The organism is Acaryochloris sp. CCMEE 5410 (genome assembly GCF_000238775.2).
GTDB lineage: Bacteria > Cyanobacteriota > Cyanobacteriia > Thermosynechococcales > Thermosynechococcaceae > Acaryochloris.
The window spans coordinates 515,805-534,612 of sequence record NZ_AFEJ02000002.1 but is presented as its reverse complement, the minus strand read 5'-3'; the positions used below and the strand labels follow the sequence as shown (position 1 = coordinate 534,612).

The window sequence follows — 18,808 nt, the reverse complement described above, 5'->3', positions numbered from 1 at the left end:
CCTTAATGCCGCTTCTGAGGACTCACATCCTTAGATCAATGAGTCCTGATCATTCCCTCACTCCTCGCTAATCAATTGAAGATGCTGCCAAAACGATTGCGATTTGGGCTATGGCTCCTTATTGGCCTAGAATTTGGACTTGCTTTGGCCTATCTGATCGCTGTCTGGCGGCAGCAGTCTGTCCCTGCTTGGTTGGATTGGAATGGGTTGAGATCGTTGCCATCCTTGATGCAGGCTGCAACATTATTTGCAATAGGGGCGCTGGCGCTGCTCTTGCTTATCTTCCGGCGGCGAATCCGACGTCCTGTTTCTAGACTGCTCCCTTTAGCACTAGTGCTTCACCACAGTGATTATGACAGGGTAGTTTGGGGATAGAGTCGGCTGAGTTTAGTTCGTGCATCATCCACTGTAAATAACCAATTAACCGTCGTTTTATCTCGGTTACGCCTTTGTTCCCATGCGGTGACCTCATGCCGGAGTTTTTCAATATCAGGAATTCGTCGATTTAAGCACTGCCTAGAAAGAGCCGAAACTCAAACTCAACCATATTGAGCCAACTGCCATGTTTTGGAGTGTAGTGAAACTGGATGCGACTGAGAATCCTCAAAGCTTCATCAGGTTGAAGGTTTTGTAGAGTGCAGCGGGAGTATGGGTGTTGAGATTGTCTAAGACAACGTGCACTTGTTGAGCATCAGGAAACAGACCATCTACTAGATACTGCATGCACACCCCAAAGTCCTCACTTTTTCGATGCTCAGTCACCTTCAAATGTCGCCAACTTTTAAGCGGTTGAAAAAGCCAAATATATTACAAGTGCCCTTGCGCTCATATTCATGGTCGTAGCGTTGGGGACGACCGGGCTTTGGTGGACGGGGCACCCGGGTTTCGCCAATCAGTTGGCAAGGCCGTTCATCAAAACAAACAACAGGCTCCTCAGGATGGTAGGGTTGGGCATACAAATCTAGAACGTTCTCCATCCGCCAAACAAAGTCTGCGCCTACAGTAGAAAAACACCACTGCTCTTTTAGCCACGGCTTAAGCTGTTTTTTTCGAGCGTGCGTCGCACCGTTTCATCCGATAGGCTTTCGACGACGTTGAGTTCAACTAGCCGTTCTGCCAATAGCTGCATGGTCCACCGGCAACAACCGGTAGGTGGGTCGCTACAAGCTGTCGCAATGAGCAAGGCCTCTGCTTTGCTATCGAGCTTCTTTTGCCCCCCTGGCCTGGGACGCTCATTGAGGGCGAACTCCACACCACCTTCCACAAATTTCTGGCGAGTACGATGCACGGTAGAGATGCCTGCATTGAGCATTTGAGTAATGGTGTCGTCTTTGTGTCCCTTATCTGCCAACATCAAAATCTGGGCTCGTTTCATTTTTCGCGCTGACAAGGTTCCACGTCGGGTGAGTTGCATCAGCTCACTGCGTTCTTCAGGCGTTAGCGTCACAATATATTTATCAGGCATGATTGGTTGGCTAAAAACAGCTAGATTGTTTCTAGCTTACCTATCTAATTCAGTGTGGTCGAGCACTAGCGTCCCTTTGTCTGTATGGGGGCATTGATGAGCTAACAAAGCTCCACTTGCACCTGAATCAATACAACTGGAAAGGCATCTATGTGGCTATTTTGATTGCCATTCCAGTCATGTGTCGGCGGGATCTCGCTCGGTTATGGTGTGAACATCGGTCAATTGTCCTGTGGGTATTGATGGGACTCGGTATTTTCTTGCTGGGTGGATTTGGTGCAGAACTGATCAAGGAGCATCTGTACGCAGGGGTCTCTCCTGAAGCCTCCTTCACCCTGGCAGGTCAAAATTTAAATCTGCTGTTTTGGATTGAACATCTCAGAGTGACGGTTGAGGAATTTGCTGAGTTGTTGGGTGAAACTATCATTCTGTTTGGGGTGGCTCAATTTGTTCTGAAAAGCTTATCCCCACAGGTGACTTAAGCCATACGCTGGTGATTGCCCCTCTCCCCTAGAGGTCCATTGACCTAGTAAGATAGGAGAGACCCGCAATTATTAAGAAACTGTGAAAGCAATTACTCTTCTCGGCTCAACAGGATCCATCGGAACCCAGACCCTGGATATTGTCGCTCAGTACCCTGATCAGTTTCGAATTGTGGGGATGGCTGCTGGCCGAAATATTGAGCTGCTGTCACAACAAATACGGCAGTTCCGGCCTGAGATTGTGGCGATCGCAGATCCGAATCAACTTGCTGATCTCAAAGATGCGATCGCAGATGTCGATCCTCAACCCCAACTCCTAGCCGGAGAAGCAGGTGTGGTGGAAGTGGCTGCCTACGGCGATGCCGAATCCGTTGTGACTGGGATTGTCGGTTGTGCAGGGTTATTGCCCACCATTGCCGCCATCAAGGCTGGGAAAGATATTGCCCTCGCCAATAAAGAGACCCTAATTGCGGGCGGTCCAGTGGTACTACCGCTAGTGGAGAAACATGGGGTCAAGCTATTACCTGCAGACTCAGAGCATTCTGCCATTTTTCAGTGTTTACAAGGTGTGCCAGAAGGTGGACTACGCCGGATTATCTTGACGGCATCTGGGGGGGCATTCCGAGATTGGCCGGTAGAAAAGTTACCAGAAGTCACCGTTGCTGATGCCCTCAAGCATCCCAACTGGTCCATGGGCAAAAAGATTACCGTTGACTCCGCCACCTTGATGAACAAAGGGCTAGAAGTGATTGAAGCCCACTACCTATTTGGCGTGGATTACGACCATATTGATATTGTTATCCATCCCCAAAGTATTATTCACTCTTTGATTGAACTGCAAGATACGTCAGTACTGGCTCAGCTAGGCTGGCCCGATATGCGGCTTCCTCTGCTCTATTCCTTGTCCTGGCCCGAGCGCATTGCGACTGATTGGGAACAGCTGGATCTCGTTAAGTCTGGGGATCTAACCTTCCGTGAGCCCAACCACCAGAAATATCCCTGCATGCAGTTGGCCTATGATGTGGGCCGCATGGGGGGAGCCATGCCGGCGGTCATGAATGCTGCCAATGAGCAGGCCGTTGCCCTGTTCTTAGAAGAGAAAATCAGCTTCTTAGATATTCCCAAGGTGATTGAAACGGCTTGCGATCGCTACCAATCCCAAAACACCTTGCAACCTAGCCTAGAAGATATCCTGGCTGCTGATCAGTGGGCAAGACAAGAGATTCTCACCATTAGCCAAAGCCAAACCCCAGTGGTTACGGTGAGTCCACAACTGTCGGCGATTTAGTTGCGAGTTCTGTAGCCTGACGCCCCAGACTACAGGAGCTAGCAATCGCAAAGGGAACGGTTTGGGTGAACTGAAAGGGTTCTTCGGCACGATGGACCTCTACATGAAGATGTGGCCCACTACTCCAGCCAGAGTTACCGCTATAGCCAATAATCTGTCCGGCCTTAACTTGATCCCCAACTTTAAGGTTCACCCGGTGGCGAAATCCTTGTTGCAGGTGAACATAAGCAGAACGGTACCCACCATCATGTTCCAACCAGACGTGATTAAATCGATGAATTTGTTCTTTGCCGCCCCCACGATCAGGGTATTTATCTTGGATACTGATGACTCGCCCTGATCGCATCGCATAGACTGGCGTACCAATCCCAGCTGCATAATCATAGGCATATTCCATCCGACCATTGTGGGTGACCCCTCGTATCCCTTGACTCAGCCATCCTTGTCCCCAGAGCGGATGGCAAAAACCTTCCAAAGGCGAGTCAACGGTCGGCTGCTCATGGAGAGCCAAGGTCAATAACCTCAGATTGGCTGTCGGCTTAATTTCCTGTGGAGGCTGGGCAATAGGGGGATCATCCTTAGCAATATCTGCGCCCCCCATTGTGCCGGTCAAGTGAGTTTTAAAAGGGCTATAGGGATGGAAAATCGCTAATAGCACTAATATGAGTCCCAACCCTGAAGTCATCCATAGATAGGGGGACTGGTGCATCCTGGTGAGAAAAGAGACCAGGGGCCTCTGATTACCGAAATTACGTTGTGAAATTGAAGGGGGACGTTGCTGAGGAGCTTGATCACTCATTCCTTGTTGCACGAGGCGTTCACCAATCCAGATGTTCTTTGAAAGAATTGATAGAAGAAGCTGATCTAGAGTGATGCATGGCATCTAGATAGCTAAAGGAGAAACATCACAGAGGAAAACTGCAGATTAAAAAGCTAAATATCACTTCACAAGTCTACAGATACCAGTACTATTTCCAGACGTAAGAGAAAGTCTTTTGTTCTTTATATCTAAAAATAATTTGCCCTTGAACGGGACTGAATCAAAACTTTGTAAATGAATTGACACAAAGGTTTTGTCCTACTGAGTCTCACATAAATAAATTGTTATCTTGTTAAGAAGAATTAGTGAACTTTCTTGAAGAAATATCTTTGCATCTGTTTAGCTGAAGGGGCTAAATCGAGAATGATCGGTTCAGAGAAAACACTCCCACCCTGAAGGTGGGAAATAAGTCTTTACCTATTGGTTTGGTACGTTCTCGAATAAGCAATGTCTTCCACTAGAGCTGGAGCTATTGGGATGTAAACAGTGCTCCAGGTCTCAAACGTAGCTTACCCCGCCGCTTTGCTTTTTGCTGATGGAGGGCTTGCTGTAAACGTCCGACTAATTCCAATGTTCGTCGAGACTCCAAAGAAGCACAATCTTTTTGATGAGTCTGGACGCGATCGCGCCCCTGTTGCTTAGCCACATACAAAGCTCGATCTGCCGCTTCGATCAAAATTGAGGGGGCCACATTCTCATCAGGGACCTGACTGGCAACCCCTAAGCTTGCAGTAACGTTATTTCCTGTCGAAGAGTGTTGGTGAGGAATCGCAAGCTCCTGAATCGTACTGCGGATTGTCTCAGCAACTTGGATTGCCCCATCTAAATCGGTATTCGGTAAGATAATGGCAAACTCTTCCCCTCCATAGCGAGCAACACAATCGGCAGGTCGTTTGGCTACTTTAGCTATGGCTTGGGCAACTTGCCGTAGACAAACATCTCCAGCCTGGTGACCATAGGTATCGTTAAAGGCCTTGAAGTGATCGACATCGCACATAATCAAGGATAAGGGATGATTCTCTCGGCACAATCTATTCCATTCCGATAAAAAGGTCTCATCAAAGCAACGACGATTGTTGACTTGAGTTAAACCATCTATCGTTACCAGTTCTTCCAACTGCTGATTGGCAAGTTCAAGCTGTTCAGACAGAGATTGCAGAGTTCGATTTTTTGCATCTAGTTCCAATAATAAGCTTTGGCGTTCAACGGCATACTGAATAGAACGACGTAAATGACTACTTGTAAATCGTCCTTTCACTAAATAGTCTTGGGCACCTTCTTGCATCGCCTTCAGCGCGACTGCTTCATCTGAATTGCCACTCAATATAATTACGGGTGTTAAAGGAAACGCTTGATTGACTTGGCGGAATAAATCAAGTCCTACAGTTCCTGCAATACACAAATCCAATAGAACAAGATCAATCTCAATCTCAGACTCTAATAACTCAAACCCACTCACTAGATCGGAACAGTGTAAAAGATCTACAGGGAAATCATGGCTGATACTCAGCAATTCCCGAACAATTTCTACATCCTGCTCGTCATCATCGATCATTAGAATACTGAGATGAGCAGCTTGCATTTTTTAGGGGCCCCCTTGTCAAAAAAATAGACGTTCTTCTGGGCAAAAAATCACTATCCTTCCGAACTAATACGGAGAAGATAAGTCCTTCGTTATCTCTCTTATACCGCCCTATGATGCCCAAAATCTTCCGTAATCCTACGTATTTTTAAGGCTTCGAAGAATGAAAATAATTGAAGCAGGTTCAAGGCATCCTAGTATATTTGGGCCGTTCCCTTTCCTGCCCAAGGAGCCAGTCCCATCCACCCCTTCTGAATCGTGTGAATACTGCTTGGTGTCGATTTTTTGTAGCTTTAGATACAATCTGCGATCGTTTTCCAGTTGACCAGAGATAACTAGAAAACACTTGCTGATTATTATTTGTGACTATTCATTAATTGTTTAATATGATTTTTCTTTAATGGTGATATATGTCGATTGAATTAACTCAAAGGGGTAAAAATAATTTATTAATTAGCATTAAGATGCCTCGCTTATTGCAGATTTGATAGTCGTTATTCACTTGGCAAATGCTTCATGCTCACTCAGGTAAAACGAGTTCAAGGACTCGCAATAGGTTGAGTCCCATAATTTTACTCATTTCCTCAGTGTTAAATCCCTCTGCCAGCAATGCCTCAGTAATTAAAGGCAAACCTGTAACATCAAAGGGGGAGCGAACTGCTCCATCAAAGTCAGACCCCAAACCAACATAATCTACTCCGACTAGGTCAACAACATAACGTATTGCCTTGGCAATAGATGCAGCATCATTTCCGCAAATTGCGGCTGGCCAATATCCAATTCCAATCACTCCCCCTGTCTTTGCAATTGCCTTAACCTGTTGATCAGTGAGATTACGCGCGTTATCACAAGTTCCTTTTACACCTGTGTGGGAAACCACAACAGGCTGGATACTCAGGGCAACGACTTCATCAATTACTGGAGCAGAAGAATGAGCTAAATCTAGCAGCAGGTGTAGATCTTGGGCTTTTGCAATGACCTGGCGCCCAAAACGGGTTAGCTCCCCTTTTTGCAGGCCATGGGCTGAACCCCCTACTTCAGTATCAAAAAAATGAGCTAGTCCCAACATCCTAAATCCGGCCTCATAAAGGCGATCTACATTCTCCAAACGACCTAGTAAGGCATGAGCTCCCTCTAGTCCTAAAAGACCGGCCGTTAATTGGGGCTGCCGTTTCCGATCTTGGAGAAAAGACTTGAGGTCAGCTTGATTGTTTATAAGTCGAAACTGGCGTTGAGACTCAGCCAGCTTATGGAGTTTTTCCGCTTGATACAACGCTCTTTGTAATAGGCTGTTCCAGGTCGATAACGGCCAACGTTGAATTAGGGCTAGCTTCAATATGTCATCAGAACGATGATCGTTATTCTCCAGCTTGAGATCAGTGGGCACCTTGGTGACAACGGTCAAGACTTGCAAGGCCACATTGGCATCCTGCAACCGTGGCAAATCAACATGTCCATACGGATGTTTCTGACTTAAGTCCCGGTTCCACAGCAAAGAATCGGCATGAAGATCGGCAATCCATAATTCTTGATGAATCTGGCTCACTGAGTCTACAACAGGGTAGGGCGGCCGTTGTACCACCGGATTAAATCGCTTATCCATGAGGATAGGTAATTGGGCACAGACTAGGGACACTGCGATAATTGCGAGTCCAATTACTCCCAATAGGCCCCAACGACGTTTACGCCATCGAGAAGCTCGTTTGCGTTTAGACATTGTCAAAATGTTGATGAATGTTCTTCATGGGACTGGTAAGCACTAGGATCTATGTCATCGATACCATAGGTCGCTTTGAACGGATGAATCGGGGGCGTATTACTATTTCTATCCTGATCATTAGCCTACTGACTGCTGGAGGGATGGCTGTACAAGTCTTCCGGCAGCATCGTCAAAGCTATGTTCTAACCTTAGCAACCGCGAGTAAAACCGGCGAATACTATCAATTTGGCCAAGCATTAGCAACGGTTGTCGCTCGCCATCATCCCCAAATTCAGATTAACGTCATTCAGACAGAAGGCTCGTCGCAGAATCTGGAGCTGATCGAATCAGGGGTAGCCCAGTTAGCTCTTATCCAGGGAGATTCATCGATTCAATCATCAGCGCAAGCGATGGCGTTACTGTTCCCTGAGACAGCCCATGTCCTCGTCAATAGACAAGCGGGTATCGAAACGATGGCAGATTTGCCAGGGAAACAAGTCGCTTTACCACCTAAAGGGAGTGGTGCTTATCAATTATTTATGCCGATTGCCCAGCATTATGGCTTCAATACGAATCAGATTCGCTCCTTTTCTTCAGCCTCTACGGCCTATCAACAATTAAAGGCAGGAGAGGTGGATGCTTTATTTCAGGTAATACGCCCCGGGAATAAGGCTTTGCGGAAAATATTGCGTTTGCCAAATATAGATCTCATACCGATTGAGCAAACCGATGCCCTTCGCCTCACTTACCCCTACTTAGAAGATGCGTTTATTCCCCAAGGGACCTACGACGGCAAGATTCCCCTTCCCTTTCAAGATGTTAAAACAGTTGCCGTTCGAGCCCTAATCATTGCCAATAAGCAAGTTAATGCTGAAGTTATTTATGCCATTACTCGTGTGCTCCATGAGCGAAAAATGGAGATAGTGACCGCTTATCCACCCGCGTTTAATATTGAGCGGCCAGAATCCCAAGACATTTTAGGCTGGTCTCTCCACGCTGGTGCAGAACAGTATTACACCAAGAATCAACCTAATTTTTGGGTGCAGTATGCAGAGCTGTTAGGGTTATTTCTGTCTCTTGCTGTACTGGGTATTTCCGGGATCTGGCAGCTTCGTCTCTGGTTAATTGGACGACAAAAAAACCGAGCAGATATGTATAATCTCCAATTGCTGGATTTGATCGAAACTATCCAAGAAACCCAAGATCTGGAAGAACTTAAACAGGTCAGACGGAGATTGTTTTCAATTCTGCAAGCCGTTGTGATTGATCTTGATAAGGACCGCATTTCGGCAGAATCTTTTCAGTCCTTCACTATGCCGTGGGAAGTGGCTATCACCACGCTGCGACATAGAGAAACCATCTTGTTAAAGGTGCAATCTCCATAGTTCTTGATCAATTTGCTCTAATGATATTCTTTCTCTTGCTCGATTACACTTTTTGTCTATGCTCTTGAGAACCCACCTTTAGGAGGCTTGGGCTTAAGGAAACAACTGTTGGATTGGAAGGCTTCAATTCCCATCTGATTCGCTTTAATCCTCTGGTTTGGTCGGAGGAATTGTTAGGTTTGACTTTAACTGTGGTTATAGCCTCATCCAACAAAGCCGGGTGCTGCCAGTCCCACAAAATTGGGGCTGATTGCCCAGCTTAAAGGTGATACCAGCGTATTATGTAAAATATACTACCGCCAACAGTAAAAGTGAGAATTTTATGATCTGCGATTAAAATCCTCTTTAAAGGGGTTCATCCTTGCCTCCAGTGAAACTGGAGACCTTTGACTGACTAGTTCTAGCACTATTAACGACTGCATAGGGTTTTTAGATGTCAAAAAAGGCCAAAATCACTGTAAAGATTGCTTCTTAACTCAGCATCAAGTTTGGGGATCGGTTACTATAGGCAGCGAGATATAAATATCGGTTTCCCGTTAGTTTTCAGAATTGCTTGGTTTTATCCAGCTCAATTTTTAAGACCACGCACCGAAATCTAATTCTCTACACCCTACTGATTTTGGGATTTAATTCATGTCGATTTATGTTGGTAACCTCTCTTATGATGTTACAGAGCAAGACCTAAACACTGTTTTTGCAGAATATGGAACTGTAAAGTCCGCCAAACTTCCTACTGACCGTGAAACAGGACGAGTGAGAGGATTTGGTTTTGTCGAGATGAGTGATGATGCCGAAGAAACCAAGGCAATTGAAGAACTAGATGGTGCTGAATGGATGGGACGCACCCTGAAAGTCAATAAAGCAAAACCTCGTGAAAATAGAGGCGGGGGTGGGAACTTTGGTGGCGGACGACGCTACTAAAGCCCATTTGGTTTGAGAAGATTTGATCTCATAGCTCTAATATGTTGGGCTATGAGGTTTTTTCTTGCAATTTCTCTTATCCCTTAGCAAAGGGCTTGATCAACAAGACGAACAAGTCCCATTTGGTCTAGTGCTTGAGAGTTTGGACATGGATCTGAAATGGCTTGAGCTTCAAAAACGGCTCAAAATAAATGACCCATTTCTTGTAACCTAATCTGTGGAATATCTCGGTATTTTTTATTGGCATCGTCGATGAGATTGTCCTCGTTGAGATAATCGATCAGTTATTAGGAACGACTGGCGTGACCTTTTTCTCCTCCGTTAAGGGCTGAGGAAAGCAGATTTGAAATGTCGTGCCTGTCTTTCGATCAATGGTTAGATTACCTGAAATCTGGCGTGTTAACGTGTTCGCCATTCGCAATCCCAAGGTTTGGACATTGTCTGTCGAGATATCTTCAGGGAGTCCTATGCCATCATCTGAAACGGTTAAGGTCAATTCCTGGGGTGTATTCTCAAAGATATGGATGGTAATATTCCCCCGAATATCTTCAGGGAAAGCATACTTGAGCGCGTTAGATACCAGTTCATTGATAATCAACCCGCAGGGAATAGCCGTATCGATATTGAGGTAGAGATGGGAGATATCAATCTTGATCTGGGTGAGACTGGCTCTAGAACGGTAGGACCGCAATAGATTGTTGGTGAGCTCTTTGATATAGTTGGCCAAATTAATTTTGGACAGATCTTGAGATTGGTAGAGATTTTCATGGACTAGAGCCATGGATTTGACGCGATTTTGGCTCTCCTGCATAATCTCAGCAATTTCTATGTCCGGATTGGCCTGAGTTTGCAAATTGAGCAAACTACAAATCACTTGTAAATTATTTTTAACGCGATGATGGATCTCTTGCAGCATCACGTTCTTTTCCGCTAGGGATTCCGATAGTTTTTGCTCAGAAACCTTGCGGGCACTGATGTTTTCAATTTGGGTAATAAAGTGAAGGGGGCGACCATCGTTGCGAAACACCAGGGAGGCACTGAGGGAGATCCAGACGATATGGCCTTGTTGATGGATGTAGCGCTTTTGGGTATGGTAATTGTCAATTTCTCCCTTGAGGAGCTGTGCTGAAGCCTGCAAATCGAGAGCAATATCGTCTGGGTGAGTAATGTCTTGGAATGTCATGGTCAGTAACTGGGCTTCTGAGTAACCCACGATGTCGCAAAGGGATGCATTGACCTTGAGCCATTTTCCTGTGGGGGAAACTATCGCCATGCCAATAGCGGCTTTCTCGAAGGCCAAGCGAAATCGCTCTTCACTCTCCCGGAGGGCGGTTTCGATGCGATTGCGTTCTGTCACATCAATGGAAACGGCTAGGGTGCGGATCAGGTTGCCTTGATCGTCTCGTTCTGCGAACGCAGACAGCAATACATCTATCATGTCCCCCTGTTTGGTTACCAATTGATAGGGAATATCTTGACAGGTACCCGTTTGGAAAAACTGGGGCAGTACCTTTTGGCGTGTATAAATTTGCGAAGTCGGGCTGAGAAAATCCGTTGAGGCTCGGCCGATCACTTCACTGCGCTCATAGCCCATCTTGGTGAGCCAGGTATTGCTAACACTGACCAAACGACCACGTTGATCAATGGAGTGCAGCATAACGGGGGTATTTTGATAGAGCAGGCGATACCGGGCCTCACTGGTCTTTAGGGCTGCTGCCGTTTGAATTTGCTCACTGATATCTCGCTGAATAACCAGGATATGAGAGGCATGGCCTTGCTCATCGTGGATTAAAGAATAGGCACAGTCTACAAAGAGCGAGATGCCGTTTTGGCAGTACAGTCGACTGACCTCCCGGAAAGTTCCGTGGTTACGTAACCTCTCAAAGAGTTGAGAGGCGGGTTGAGAAACTGTAGCGAGAAAGGTTGATATGGGTTGATTCAGTAAATCCGTTTCAGAGTAGCCAGATCTTGCCAAGGTTACGGCGTTGACCTGCTGGATAATCCCTTCCTGACTAAGCACGAACAACATGTCAGGAGCTGATTCGAATAGGGTTCGATATCGTTGCTCGCTAGCGCGGTAAGCGGCTGTACTACGGATCACCCGTTCTTCAAGTTCCTGATTGAGCTGTTGGAGGGCGAGTTCGGCCCGTTTGCGATCGCTAATGTCTTCCACCACCGCGATTAAATAGTCCGGTAAATTTACTTCGGATTGAGCCAAAGATACGGTAACTTTTCCCCAGACCACGGACCCATCTCGGCGAAGATATCGTTTTTCTCGCTTAAATGCAGCCCGATTATTTTTGATCAGCTGCTGTACCTGCCGCTGATCTTCGGCGCGATCTTCTGGATGAGTTATCTCCAGAAATGATCGTTGCAATAGGTCATTTGAATTATATTGCAGCAAATCGCAGAACCACTGATTGACGGCGAGAAATTGGCCGTCCAAATCAACATGGGCAATCCCAATCGCGGCTTGTTCAAAGGTAGCGGTAAAGAAATTTTGGCAAGAGTTGAGCACCACCGTATCTTCTTCTACCTGATGCTCTAAGGTGGCATTGAGGCTTTGCAAGAGCTGAATTTTCTCATTTTGAAGTTGATCCACCTGCTGTTGCAGAATTTCTAAGGTGTTGCACATGTCTTTGACATTTAAGACGGACAGCATGCTGGATTGGGTGAGAATTCCCTGTAGACTACCTTGGGCATTTGTGACCACTAACCGCCTGACCCGTAGCTTCTGCATTGTTTGCTGGGCCTGCCAAAGGGTATCGTCCACTGTTAAGCATTCCAGGGGGCTGCTCATAACCGCTTGGGCTGGCTGGGTCATATTCTCTTCTAAGATCTGATACTGGACGATATCTCGTTCAGTAATAATGCCAATGGGGTGTGGACGGGCGTTTTCTGTTTCAACTTGGACAATCACCACACAGCTAATATGGTGGGTGGCCATCAGCTGAGCGATTTCCATGACAGGAGTAGTGGGTCTCGCCGTAACGGGATTGTTCGTCATCACTTCTTGAACGGTCCGCATTTTCAGTAAGGTACTCGGCTGAAGTGCTTTGTGTACCTCACTAGTGGTGATCACGCCTAAAACCTTTGCATCCCCGTCCAGAATGGGAAGATGGCGAATTTGATGTAGACGAAATAAAGTCAGAACACTCTCTAGATCCAACGAGTCAGTGTCTGATAAGGTCACTAATTGCCGTATCATGACTTCAGCAATGGAAAGGGTCGTAAATATTGACCCTTGCGCACTTAAGCGAACGACATCTCGTTCGGTAAAAATTCCCACTAAAGTATGCTGGTCCATGACCAGCACATAACTACTACGGTGAGGAATGTCGGCTGGAGTAGCCGTATCCACGGAGCAGGCATGCCCCTGAGTCATCAGCATCAAGACCTCCTGTACAGATGTATCAGGGGGACAAATAACCGGATGCCGATCAATGGCAGAATCTAAGGAAACGACGCCAGATAGGGAACAAGATAGGATCTCTTCACTCATCTCATTGGCAGCAGATCTGGCTCGTAATCCAGCATTATTTACTCTATCTAAGGATTAATGAATGGTTGTAAGTCGAATAGGCTGACAAAAGAGATTATTCTCTATCTATTGCCACTTTTCTGGCTTTGATTAATTCTCCTTTAAGTTGCCCAATATTGTAAAGGTCTGATCTTGCATGAGGGTATCCACCTGAGCTTGGGTTAAGGGCGGGGAGAAATAATACCCTTGGCCATATTCACAGCCAAGGCTTTGCACTGCAGCGAGCTGTTCAGTGGTTTCAATCCCTTCTGCGATCGCATCCATTTTCAAGGTATGGGCGAGAACGACAATGGTACGGACAATTTCTAATCGATCGGCATTGCGGTCAAGATACTGAATAAATGAGCGATCCACCTTTAGGGTATCAATGTCGTACTTATGCAAATAACTCAAGGATGAATAGCCCGTGCCAAAATCATCAATATAGATTCGAAGACCTAAAGCTTTTAACTCCGACAAGATTTGGGCCGCTGACTCAGGGTTCTCAATTAAGGCACTTTCCGTGATTTCTAGTTTTAAGCCCGAAGTCGTCACTCCCGTATCCTTAAGGATTTTTCCGATTTGTTCGACTAAATCAGGCCGTGAAAAATGACGACTGGATAGATTTACACTAATGCCTAACCTGCGGTCTGGCGGAAGCTGAGCCTGCCACCTTTGCAATTGTTGGCAGGCTTTGCGGATTGCCCATAAATCCAAAGGTACGACCAGCCCTGTTTCTTCTGCGATGGGGATAAACATACCTGGTGGAATCAGTCCTCGCTCAGGGTGTTGCCACCGGGCTAAGGCTTCAAACCCAACAATTTCTTGATCGTGCAAGGAAACGATGGGTTGATAGTGCAACGTTAATTGCTGATCCGTAATGACCCGTCGCAAATCATTTTCTAGGGTTAATTGCCCTTTGACCTGGGTATGCATCGCCGCATCAAAAACGGCATAACAGCCTTTGCCATTGGTTTTTGCTTGGTACATGGCAATATCTGCATCCCGAATCAGCTCTTCGGCGAGATCATACCTAGAATGGCTTTGGACAATGCCAATACTGGCAGAATTAAAAAGATCATAGTTGCCCAGCTCATAGGGGGCACCCAACTCCCGGTTGATTCGTTCGGCTAGGGTACAGATGCTGTTGATATCCGAAATCTGCTCCAGCAAAATGGCGAATTCATCTCCGCCAAATCGGGCGACGGTATCCGTCGGGCGGAGACATTCTTGTAACCGTTTGGCCGTGGCAATTAGCAACTGATCGCCCACGGGATGACCCAAGCTATCATTGACCATCTTAAAGCGGTCTAAATCGACAAACAGCAAGGCAAAAGGGTGGCTCCCATACCGCTGATTCAGATTGATTAAATGCTGAAGCCGATCCATAAATAATTCTCGGTTCGGCAAATTTGTCAGTGAATCGTAGTACGCATGGTGAAAGAGTTGTTGGTTGGTCTTGAGACGCTCAGTAATGGATGCTGTTGGCGAATGTACTACGAGAGATTTTTTTGTATTATCAAAACCTGAAAATTTGTCAATTCTAGGGAGTGGCTAACGCTGCAAATCGCGATGTCCGGGTTTGAGCATGCGGTGTTCCCTGCAACCATGAAACAATGCGTTTTACATTGATCGCAGTACTTGTGAGCACATGCTGCAAGCGCGTTTTAGCTAATCCTAAATAGCGAGATCGCCTCATTCCAAAGGCATTGACTCCTTGCGAAATAGTCCCTTCAATCCCCGCTCGCTTGTTATAAGTCTGTTGCCATTCTTCTGTATTTTGTTGCTTTCGAACCTCTTGCAATGCTTGATGTCTTTTTTAGTGCGTAGGGTCAGAGACCTCGCTTCAGTGGGGGAACGAGTACATAAACCACGATGCTGACACAATCGACAGTCTGTCCGGGAGAACTTGACAACAATCACTCGGTTGCCCCAAGCATCTTTGCTCCTTTCCAAGTTCGGCTTTTTTGCCTTGAGGACAAGTCACTCGTCGCGTATTCCAATTGATCTTGAATTGGTCTAATCATATGCTTCAGGGGTTTGGCTTGCCAACTTGAGTTGGGTCGTGTGGGGCCAATTAATGTCACTTCATATCGACTTTGGCTTGTTACAAGCAATTCACTATCAACATAGGCTGAGTCGACAATATGTTCACTTGGAAGTAAGTCTTTGAGTTTCAGTGCCTTGTGTACTTTTTCAGTCTGATCGACATCAGCAAGATGAGCATGGGTCGTCAGGACATTAGTAATCAGATGCATCTGATTCTCGTCACAGGATTCTGTTAAATGTACCTTGTAACCAACCCAGGTAGTGGTTCTCTTATTGGCATAGTGAGCCTCAGGGTCATAGGGTGAATCGAAGCGCTGACCTGCAGGAGGTAAATCCTTCGCGGGGCGAAGCCGGACTTTGCCGCGTTCAACGAAGTATTGATGGACCCAAGTCAGACGCATAATCTCAACAGTTTGAATCTGGCGCAGATGAATAGGAGTAGTTTCATCCCAAGCTTTTCAAGCAACTGCATCCCATCCCTGCCAATCATTTCAGCGTGTTTTGGCGTGCTGCTATTCCCTTAGGCAGATGATACTCTTCTACTGGTAATGCGTAACGGCCATACCAATCTTGTGGAACCCATTGCTGCAACCAATCAGGATCAATTCCAGCGATCTCGTTCAGCACCGCTCGCAAGGTTTCTCCAATACCTTCAAGTCGATTCAGCATCCGAATATGAGCGATGACATGGGTGGCGTCTGTTCGTTGCTTACCACCTGCTTTGAGCCATTCTTTCTCTTGGCATCGTTGCAACAAGAGATCGAGTAGATGCTGTTCCGTATGACTTTGGATAAGACGCTGACGGAATTCACATAGCACCGAGAAATCAAATCCTGAATCGGTTAATTCTAGTCCTAGCGCATATTTCCAATCAATTCGACTGCGGACAGCATCTGCTGCCTTCCGATCAGTCAGTCCTTCCATAAACTGCATGACACAGATTAGAGCTAAGCGCCAGGGACTAATAGCAGGTTGACCTTGAGCTGGATATAAGCTGAGAAGTCTTGATCGGTGTAGATGGTTCCTATCTCTTCTCTTAAAGCCATGAACACATTGCCTTTAGGGAATGCAGCATGTGCAACACGAATAGTTTCTTCAGGTATAAAACCAGGAGCATGCGGTTGAAGTGACATAGTGTTGAGAGTTCTGATAACGATTAGTTTGGATACTCAACTAATTATCAGTGCTTATTTTTGTACTTTAGATAGCAAAGTGAAATCAGGTTTTGATAATACAAAAAAATCTCTCGTAGTACATTCGCCAACAGCATCAGTAATGTCGCGAAAAACGATGACCGCACCATGGGCTTGATTCTGAGCATCGACGATGGGTACAGCGCTGTCATCAATGGGAATTTCTTCTCTATTTTTGGTGATTAAGAAGGTGTTCTCTGGTAAGACCACCCCCTGATTTTCTCGTAGGACTTGCTTGAGGGGGTTTTCCAGGGTATTTTTGGCAGTTCCAGTAATCAGGGGAATGACATCGTTGACATCTTTACCAAGGGCTTCAGATTCTTGCCATTGGGTAATCGACTCCGCCACCCGATTCATATAGGTGACAGACCCATGATTATCCGTAGCCACCACTGCATCTCCAATGCTGGCCAGTATGGTGTGTAGCCAAGTTTTTTGCTGTTTAATTTCTAGATCAGAGCGATGTTTATGGAGGGCAATTTCAATGCTGGTCCTCAGATCAATTGGATCAAAGGGTTTGAGGATATAGCCAAAAGGGGAAACCTGTTTGGCCTGGTTGAGGGTTTCTGCATCCGCAAAGGCGGTTAAAAAAATAATGGGGATGTCGAGATGTTCGGTAATCTTAGCTGCTGCTTGAATACCATCGATTTCGCCTTTTAAGCGAATATCCATTAACACTAGATCAGGCTGAGTTTCTAAGGCCAATAGAATGGCTTCGGCACCGGTTTCAGCAATGCCAGAGACTTGATAGCCTAAAACGAGAAGATGACTTTCGATATCCAGAGCAATCAGTCCTTCGTCTTCAACGACCAATATTTTGGCAGCGGTAACGGGTACAGACCTTTGTTCTTGAGACAGAAGAGAAGACATAGACACTCGCACTAATAAGAGGGTTGAGGGAAATGGATATTGAATGAGGTTCCAGCTTCTTGACTGATGGTTAGGGTCCCCGAAATTTGTCGAGTTAATGTTTTTACCATTCGTAGTCCTAACGTTTGGGTTTGTTCCAAATTGACCTTATGGGGGAGTCCTATGCCGTTATCGGCAATCGTTAGGGTGATCGATTGTTGTGAATCCTGAGTAACTTTGACTTTAATTTCCCCGCAGTCCTGATCGGGAAAAGCATATTTGAGGGCATTAGAAACCAGTTCGTTGATGATTAATCCACAGGGAATAGCGGTATCGATGTCGAGAGAGATACTGGCAATGGCAAGGGTAATTTTGATCCGGCTAATTTTAGACCGATAGGACCGAATCAGATTGTTGGTTAATTCTTTGACGTAGGTTTCTAGACTGATTTTGGAGAGATTTTGAGATAGGTATAAGTTTTCATGAACCAAGGCCATGGATTTCACACGGTTTTGACTTTCTTGCATAATCTCAGCAATCTTCGAGCCAGGATTGGTTTGAGTTTGTAAATTCAGCAAACTACAGATCACCTGCAGATTATTTTTAACCCGGTGATGAATCTCTTGCAGCATCACGTTTTTCTCAGCCAGAGACTCTGACAACTTTTTTTCCGCAAGTTTGCGGGCACTAATATCCTTGTGGGTTCCCGACATTCGTTCGGGTTCACCTGTATGACTGAATTTCACAACCTGGCCGTAGGTTGCCATCCAGGTCCATTCTCCTGACTTGGTTAAGAAGCGATAGTCATAGGTATAGGGCTCGCCATTCTGTAAATGCTTGGCTAGAACCTTCATCACACCGGGCTTATCCTCTGGATGAATTAGACGTTCCCAAGTGCTCACATGCCCCGGCAGTTCCCCTACTTCGTAACCTAGCATTTCCTCCCACCGGGGACTAAAGAACACTTCGCCTGTGGTAATGTCCCAATCCCACAATCCATCTCTAGACCCCGCTAAAGCCATCTGGAGACGTTCTTCGCTCAATTGCAGGGCTTGAGTTCTTTCTGTAACGCGCTTTTCTAACTCTGCTTTGGCCTGTTCCAATTCTTGGCGACTCGGCAAGCACAATGCTTGGGGAAGGACGGGAATTAGGGCAATTGCTGTGGTGAGGGAAATAATGGCAGTGGAGGCTTTGAGTACACCTGAGACCCAATAGATCGGATGCCAGAGTGTCCAGATTTCCATGACATGGGTAAGGCCACAGGCAATGATAAATGCACCAAAGAGCTGGAATAGCCATGGATAAGGCAGATCTTTGCGCTGGCGAACAAAATGGATCAATGCCAGCGGAATTGAAAAATAGGCAATCGCAATTAAAGTATCCGAGGCCACGTGTAGTCCGACCAATCCAGGGTCCCACAGGTAGCAATGCCCATGCGGTATAAGGGCAAATTGAATGAAATGGTCTTGGCTCCCCCCCCGACATTTCTATTCTCCCGATGAAAGATATCGCGTTTATCTAAGTATTTAGATACTTACAGTTTATTTTGAAGTTT

12 protein-coding genes and 2 pseudogenes are annotated in these 18,808 nt (G+C 46.1%); 5 read left to right on the top strand and 9 right to left on the bottom strand.

Going from position 1 to position 18,808, the window contains the following annotated elements; translation table 11 throughout:
* The first annotated feature begins 81 nt into the window (after positions 1-81).
* The gene (locus tag ON05_RS23305) at positions 82-375 is read left to right on the top strand and encodes a hypothetical protein (protein WP_175307199.1); all 294 of its coding nucleotides are present in this window, start codon (positions 82-84) and stop codon (positions 373-375) included.
* On the opposite strand, the pseudogene ON05_RS23300 reads toward ON05_RS23305, so the two are convergent.
* Positions 351-1,465 (bottom strand): annotated as a pseudogene (locus ON05_RS23300) (IS630 family transposase). The gene ON05_RS23305 and the pseudogene ON05_RS23300 sit on opposite strands and share 25 nt — an antisense overlap.
* A gap of 116 nt (positions 1,466-1,581) precedes the next feature.
* Here ON05_RS23300 and ON05_RS23295 point away from each other — a divergent pair.
* Together ON05_RS23295 and dxr are read left to right on the top strand one after the other, a co-directional pair.
* Positions 1,582-1,947, top strand: a complete 366-nt coding sequence (locus tag ON05_RS23295) for a hypothetical protein (RefSeq protein ID WP_010481171.1) — start codon at positions 1,582-1,584, stop codon at positions 1,945-1,947.
* A gap of 82 nt (positions 1,948-2,029) precedes the next feature.
* Positions 2,030-3,235: a 1-deoxy-D-xylulose-5-phosphate reductoisomerase gene (gene dxr / locus ON05_RS23290; RefSeq protein WP_010481168.1), complete on the top strand. Its 1,206-nt coding sequence runs from the start codon at positions 2,030-2,032 to the stop codon at positions 3,233-3,235.
* Here dxr and ON05_RS23285 read toward each other — a convergent pair.
* The 3 genes from ON05_RS23285 to ON05_RS23275 form a co-directional block, all read right to left on the bottom strand.
* The gene (locus ON05_RS23285; RefSeq protein WP_010481165.1) at positions 3,204-4,118 is read right to left on the bottom strand and encodes a M23 family metallopeptidase; all 915 of its coding nucleotides are present in this window, start codon (positions 4,116-4,118) and stop codon (positions 3,204-3,206) included. The genes dxr and ON05_RS23285 overlap by 32 nt on opposite strands.
* A 406-nt stretch (positions 4,119-4,524) precedes the next feature.
* Positions 4,525-5,637 (bottom strand): diguanylate cyclase domain-containing protein, encoded by a 1,113-nt coding sequence (locus ON05_RS23280; protein WP_010481163.1) that lies wholly within the window; start codon positions 5,635-5,637, stop codon positions 4,525-4,527.
* A gap of 520 nt (positions 5,638-6,157) precedes the next feature.
* Positions 6,158-7,354, bottom strand: a complete 1,197-nt coding sequence (locus ON05_RS23275) for a dipeptidase (RefSeq protein WP_010481161.1) — start codon at positions 7,352-7,354, stop codon at positions 6,158-6,160.
* Between the two features lie 26 nt (positions 7,355-7,380).
* On the opposite strand from ON05_RS23275, the gene ON05_RS23270 reads away from it, so the two are divergent.
* On the top strand, positions 7,381-8,721 hold the full coding sequence (locus ON05_RS23270) for a TAXI family TRAP transporter solute-binding subunit (RefSeq protein ID WP_010481159.1): 1,341 nt from the start codon (positions 7,381-7,383) through the stop codon (positions 8,719-8,721).
* A 633-nt stretch (positions 8,722-9,354) separates the two neighbouring features.
* Positions 9,355-9,642, top strand: coding sequence for an RNA-binding protein (locus ON05_RS23265; protein ID WP_010481156.1), 288 nt, complete (start codon positions 9,355-9,357; stop codon positions 9,640-9,642).
* A gap of 280 nt (positions 9,643-9,922) precedes the next feature.
* Here ON05_RS23265 and ON05_RS23260 read toward each other — a convergent pair whose 3' ends face one another.
* From ON05_RS23260 to ON05_RS23240, 5 genes and pseudogenes are all read right to left on the bottom strand, one after another.
* Complete coding sequence (locus ON05_RS23260; protein ID WP_010481154.1) at positions 9,923-13,144, bottom strand: PAS domain S-box protein; 3,222 nt, start codon at positions 13,142-13,144, stop codon at positions 9,923-9,925.
* A 129-nt stretch (positions 13,145-13,273) separates the two neighbouring features.
* Positions 13,274-14,638, bottom strand: a complete 1,365-nt coding sequence (locus tag ON05_RS23255; RefSeq protein WP_255345122.1) for a bifunctional diguanylate cyclase/phosphodiesterase — start codon at positions 14,636-14,638, stop codon at positions 13,274-13,276.
* Positions 14,639-14,705: 67 nt separating this feature from the next.
* Positions 14,706-16,344 (bottom strand): annotated as a pseudogene (locus ON05_RS23250) (IS1182 family transposase).
* Positions 16,345-16,398: 54 nt separating this feature from the next.
* Entirely contained in the window at positions 16,399-17,274 is an 876-nt protein-coding gene (locus ON05_RS23245) for a response regulator (protein WP_010467695.1), read from the bottom strand.
* Positions 17,275-17,285: 11 nt separating this feature from the next.
* Positions 17,286-18,659: a sensor histidine kinase gene (locus ON05_RS23240; RefSeq protein WP_139025558.1), complete on the bottom strand. Its 1,374-nt coding sequence runs from the start codon at positions 18,657-18,659 to the stop codon at positions 17,286-17,288.
* Positions 18,660-18,808: the final 149 nt, after the last annotated feature.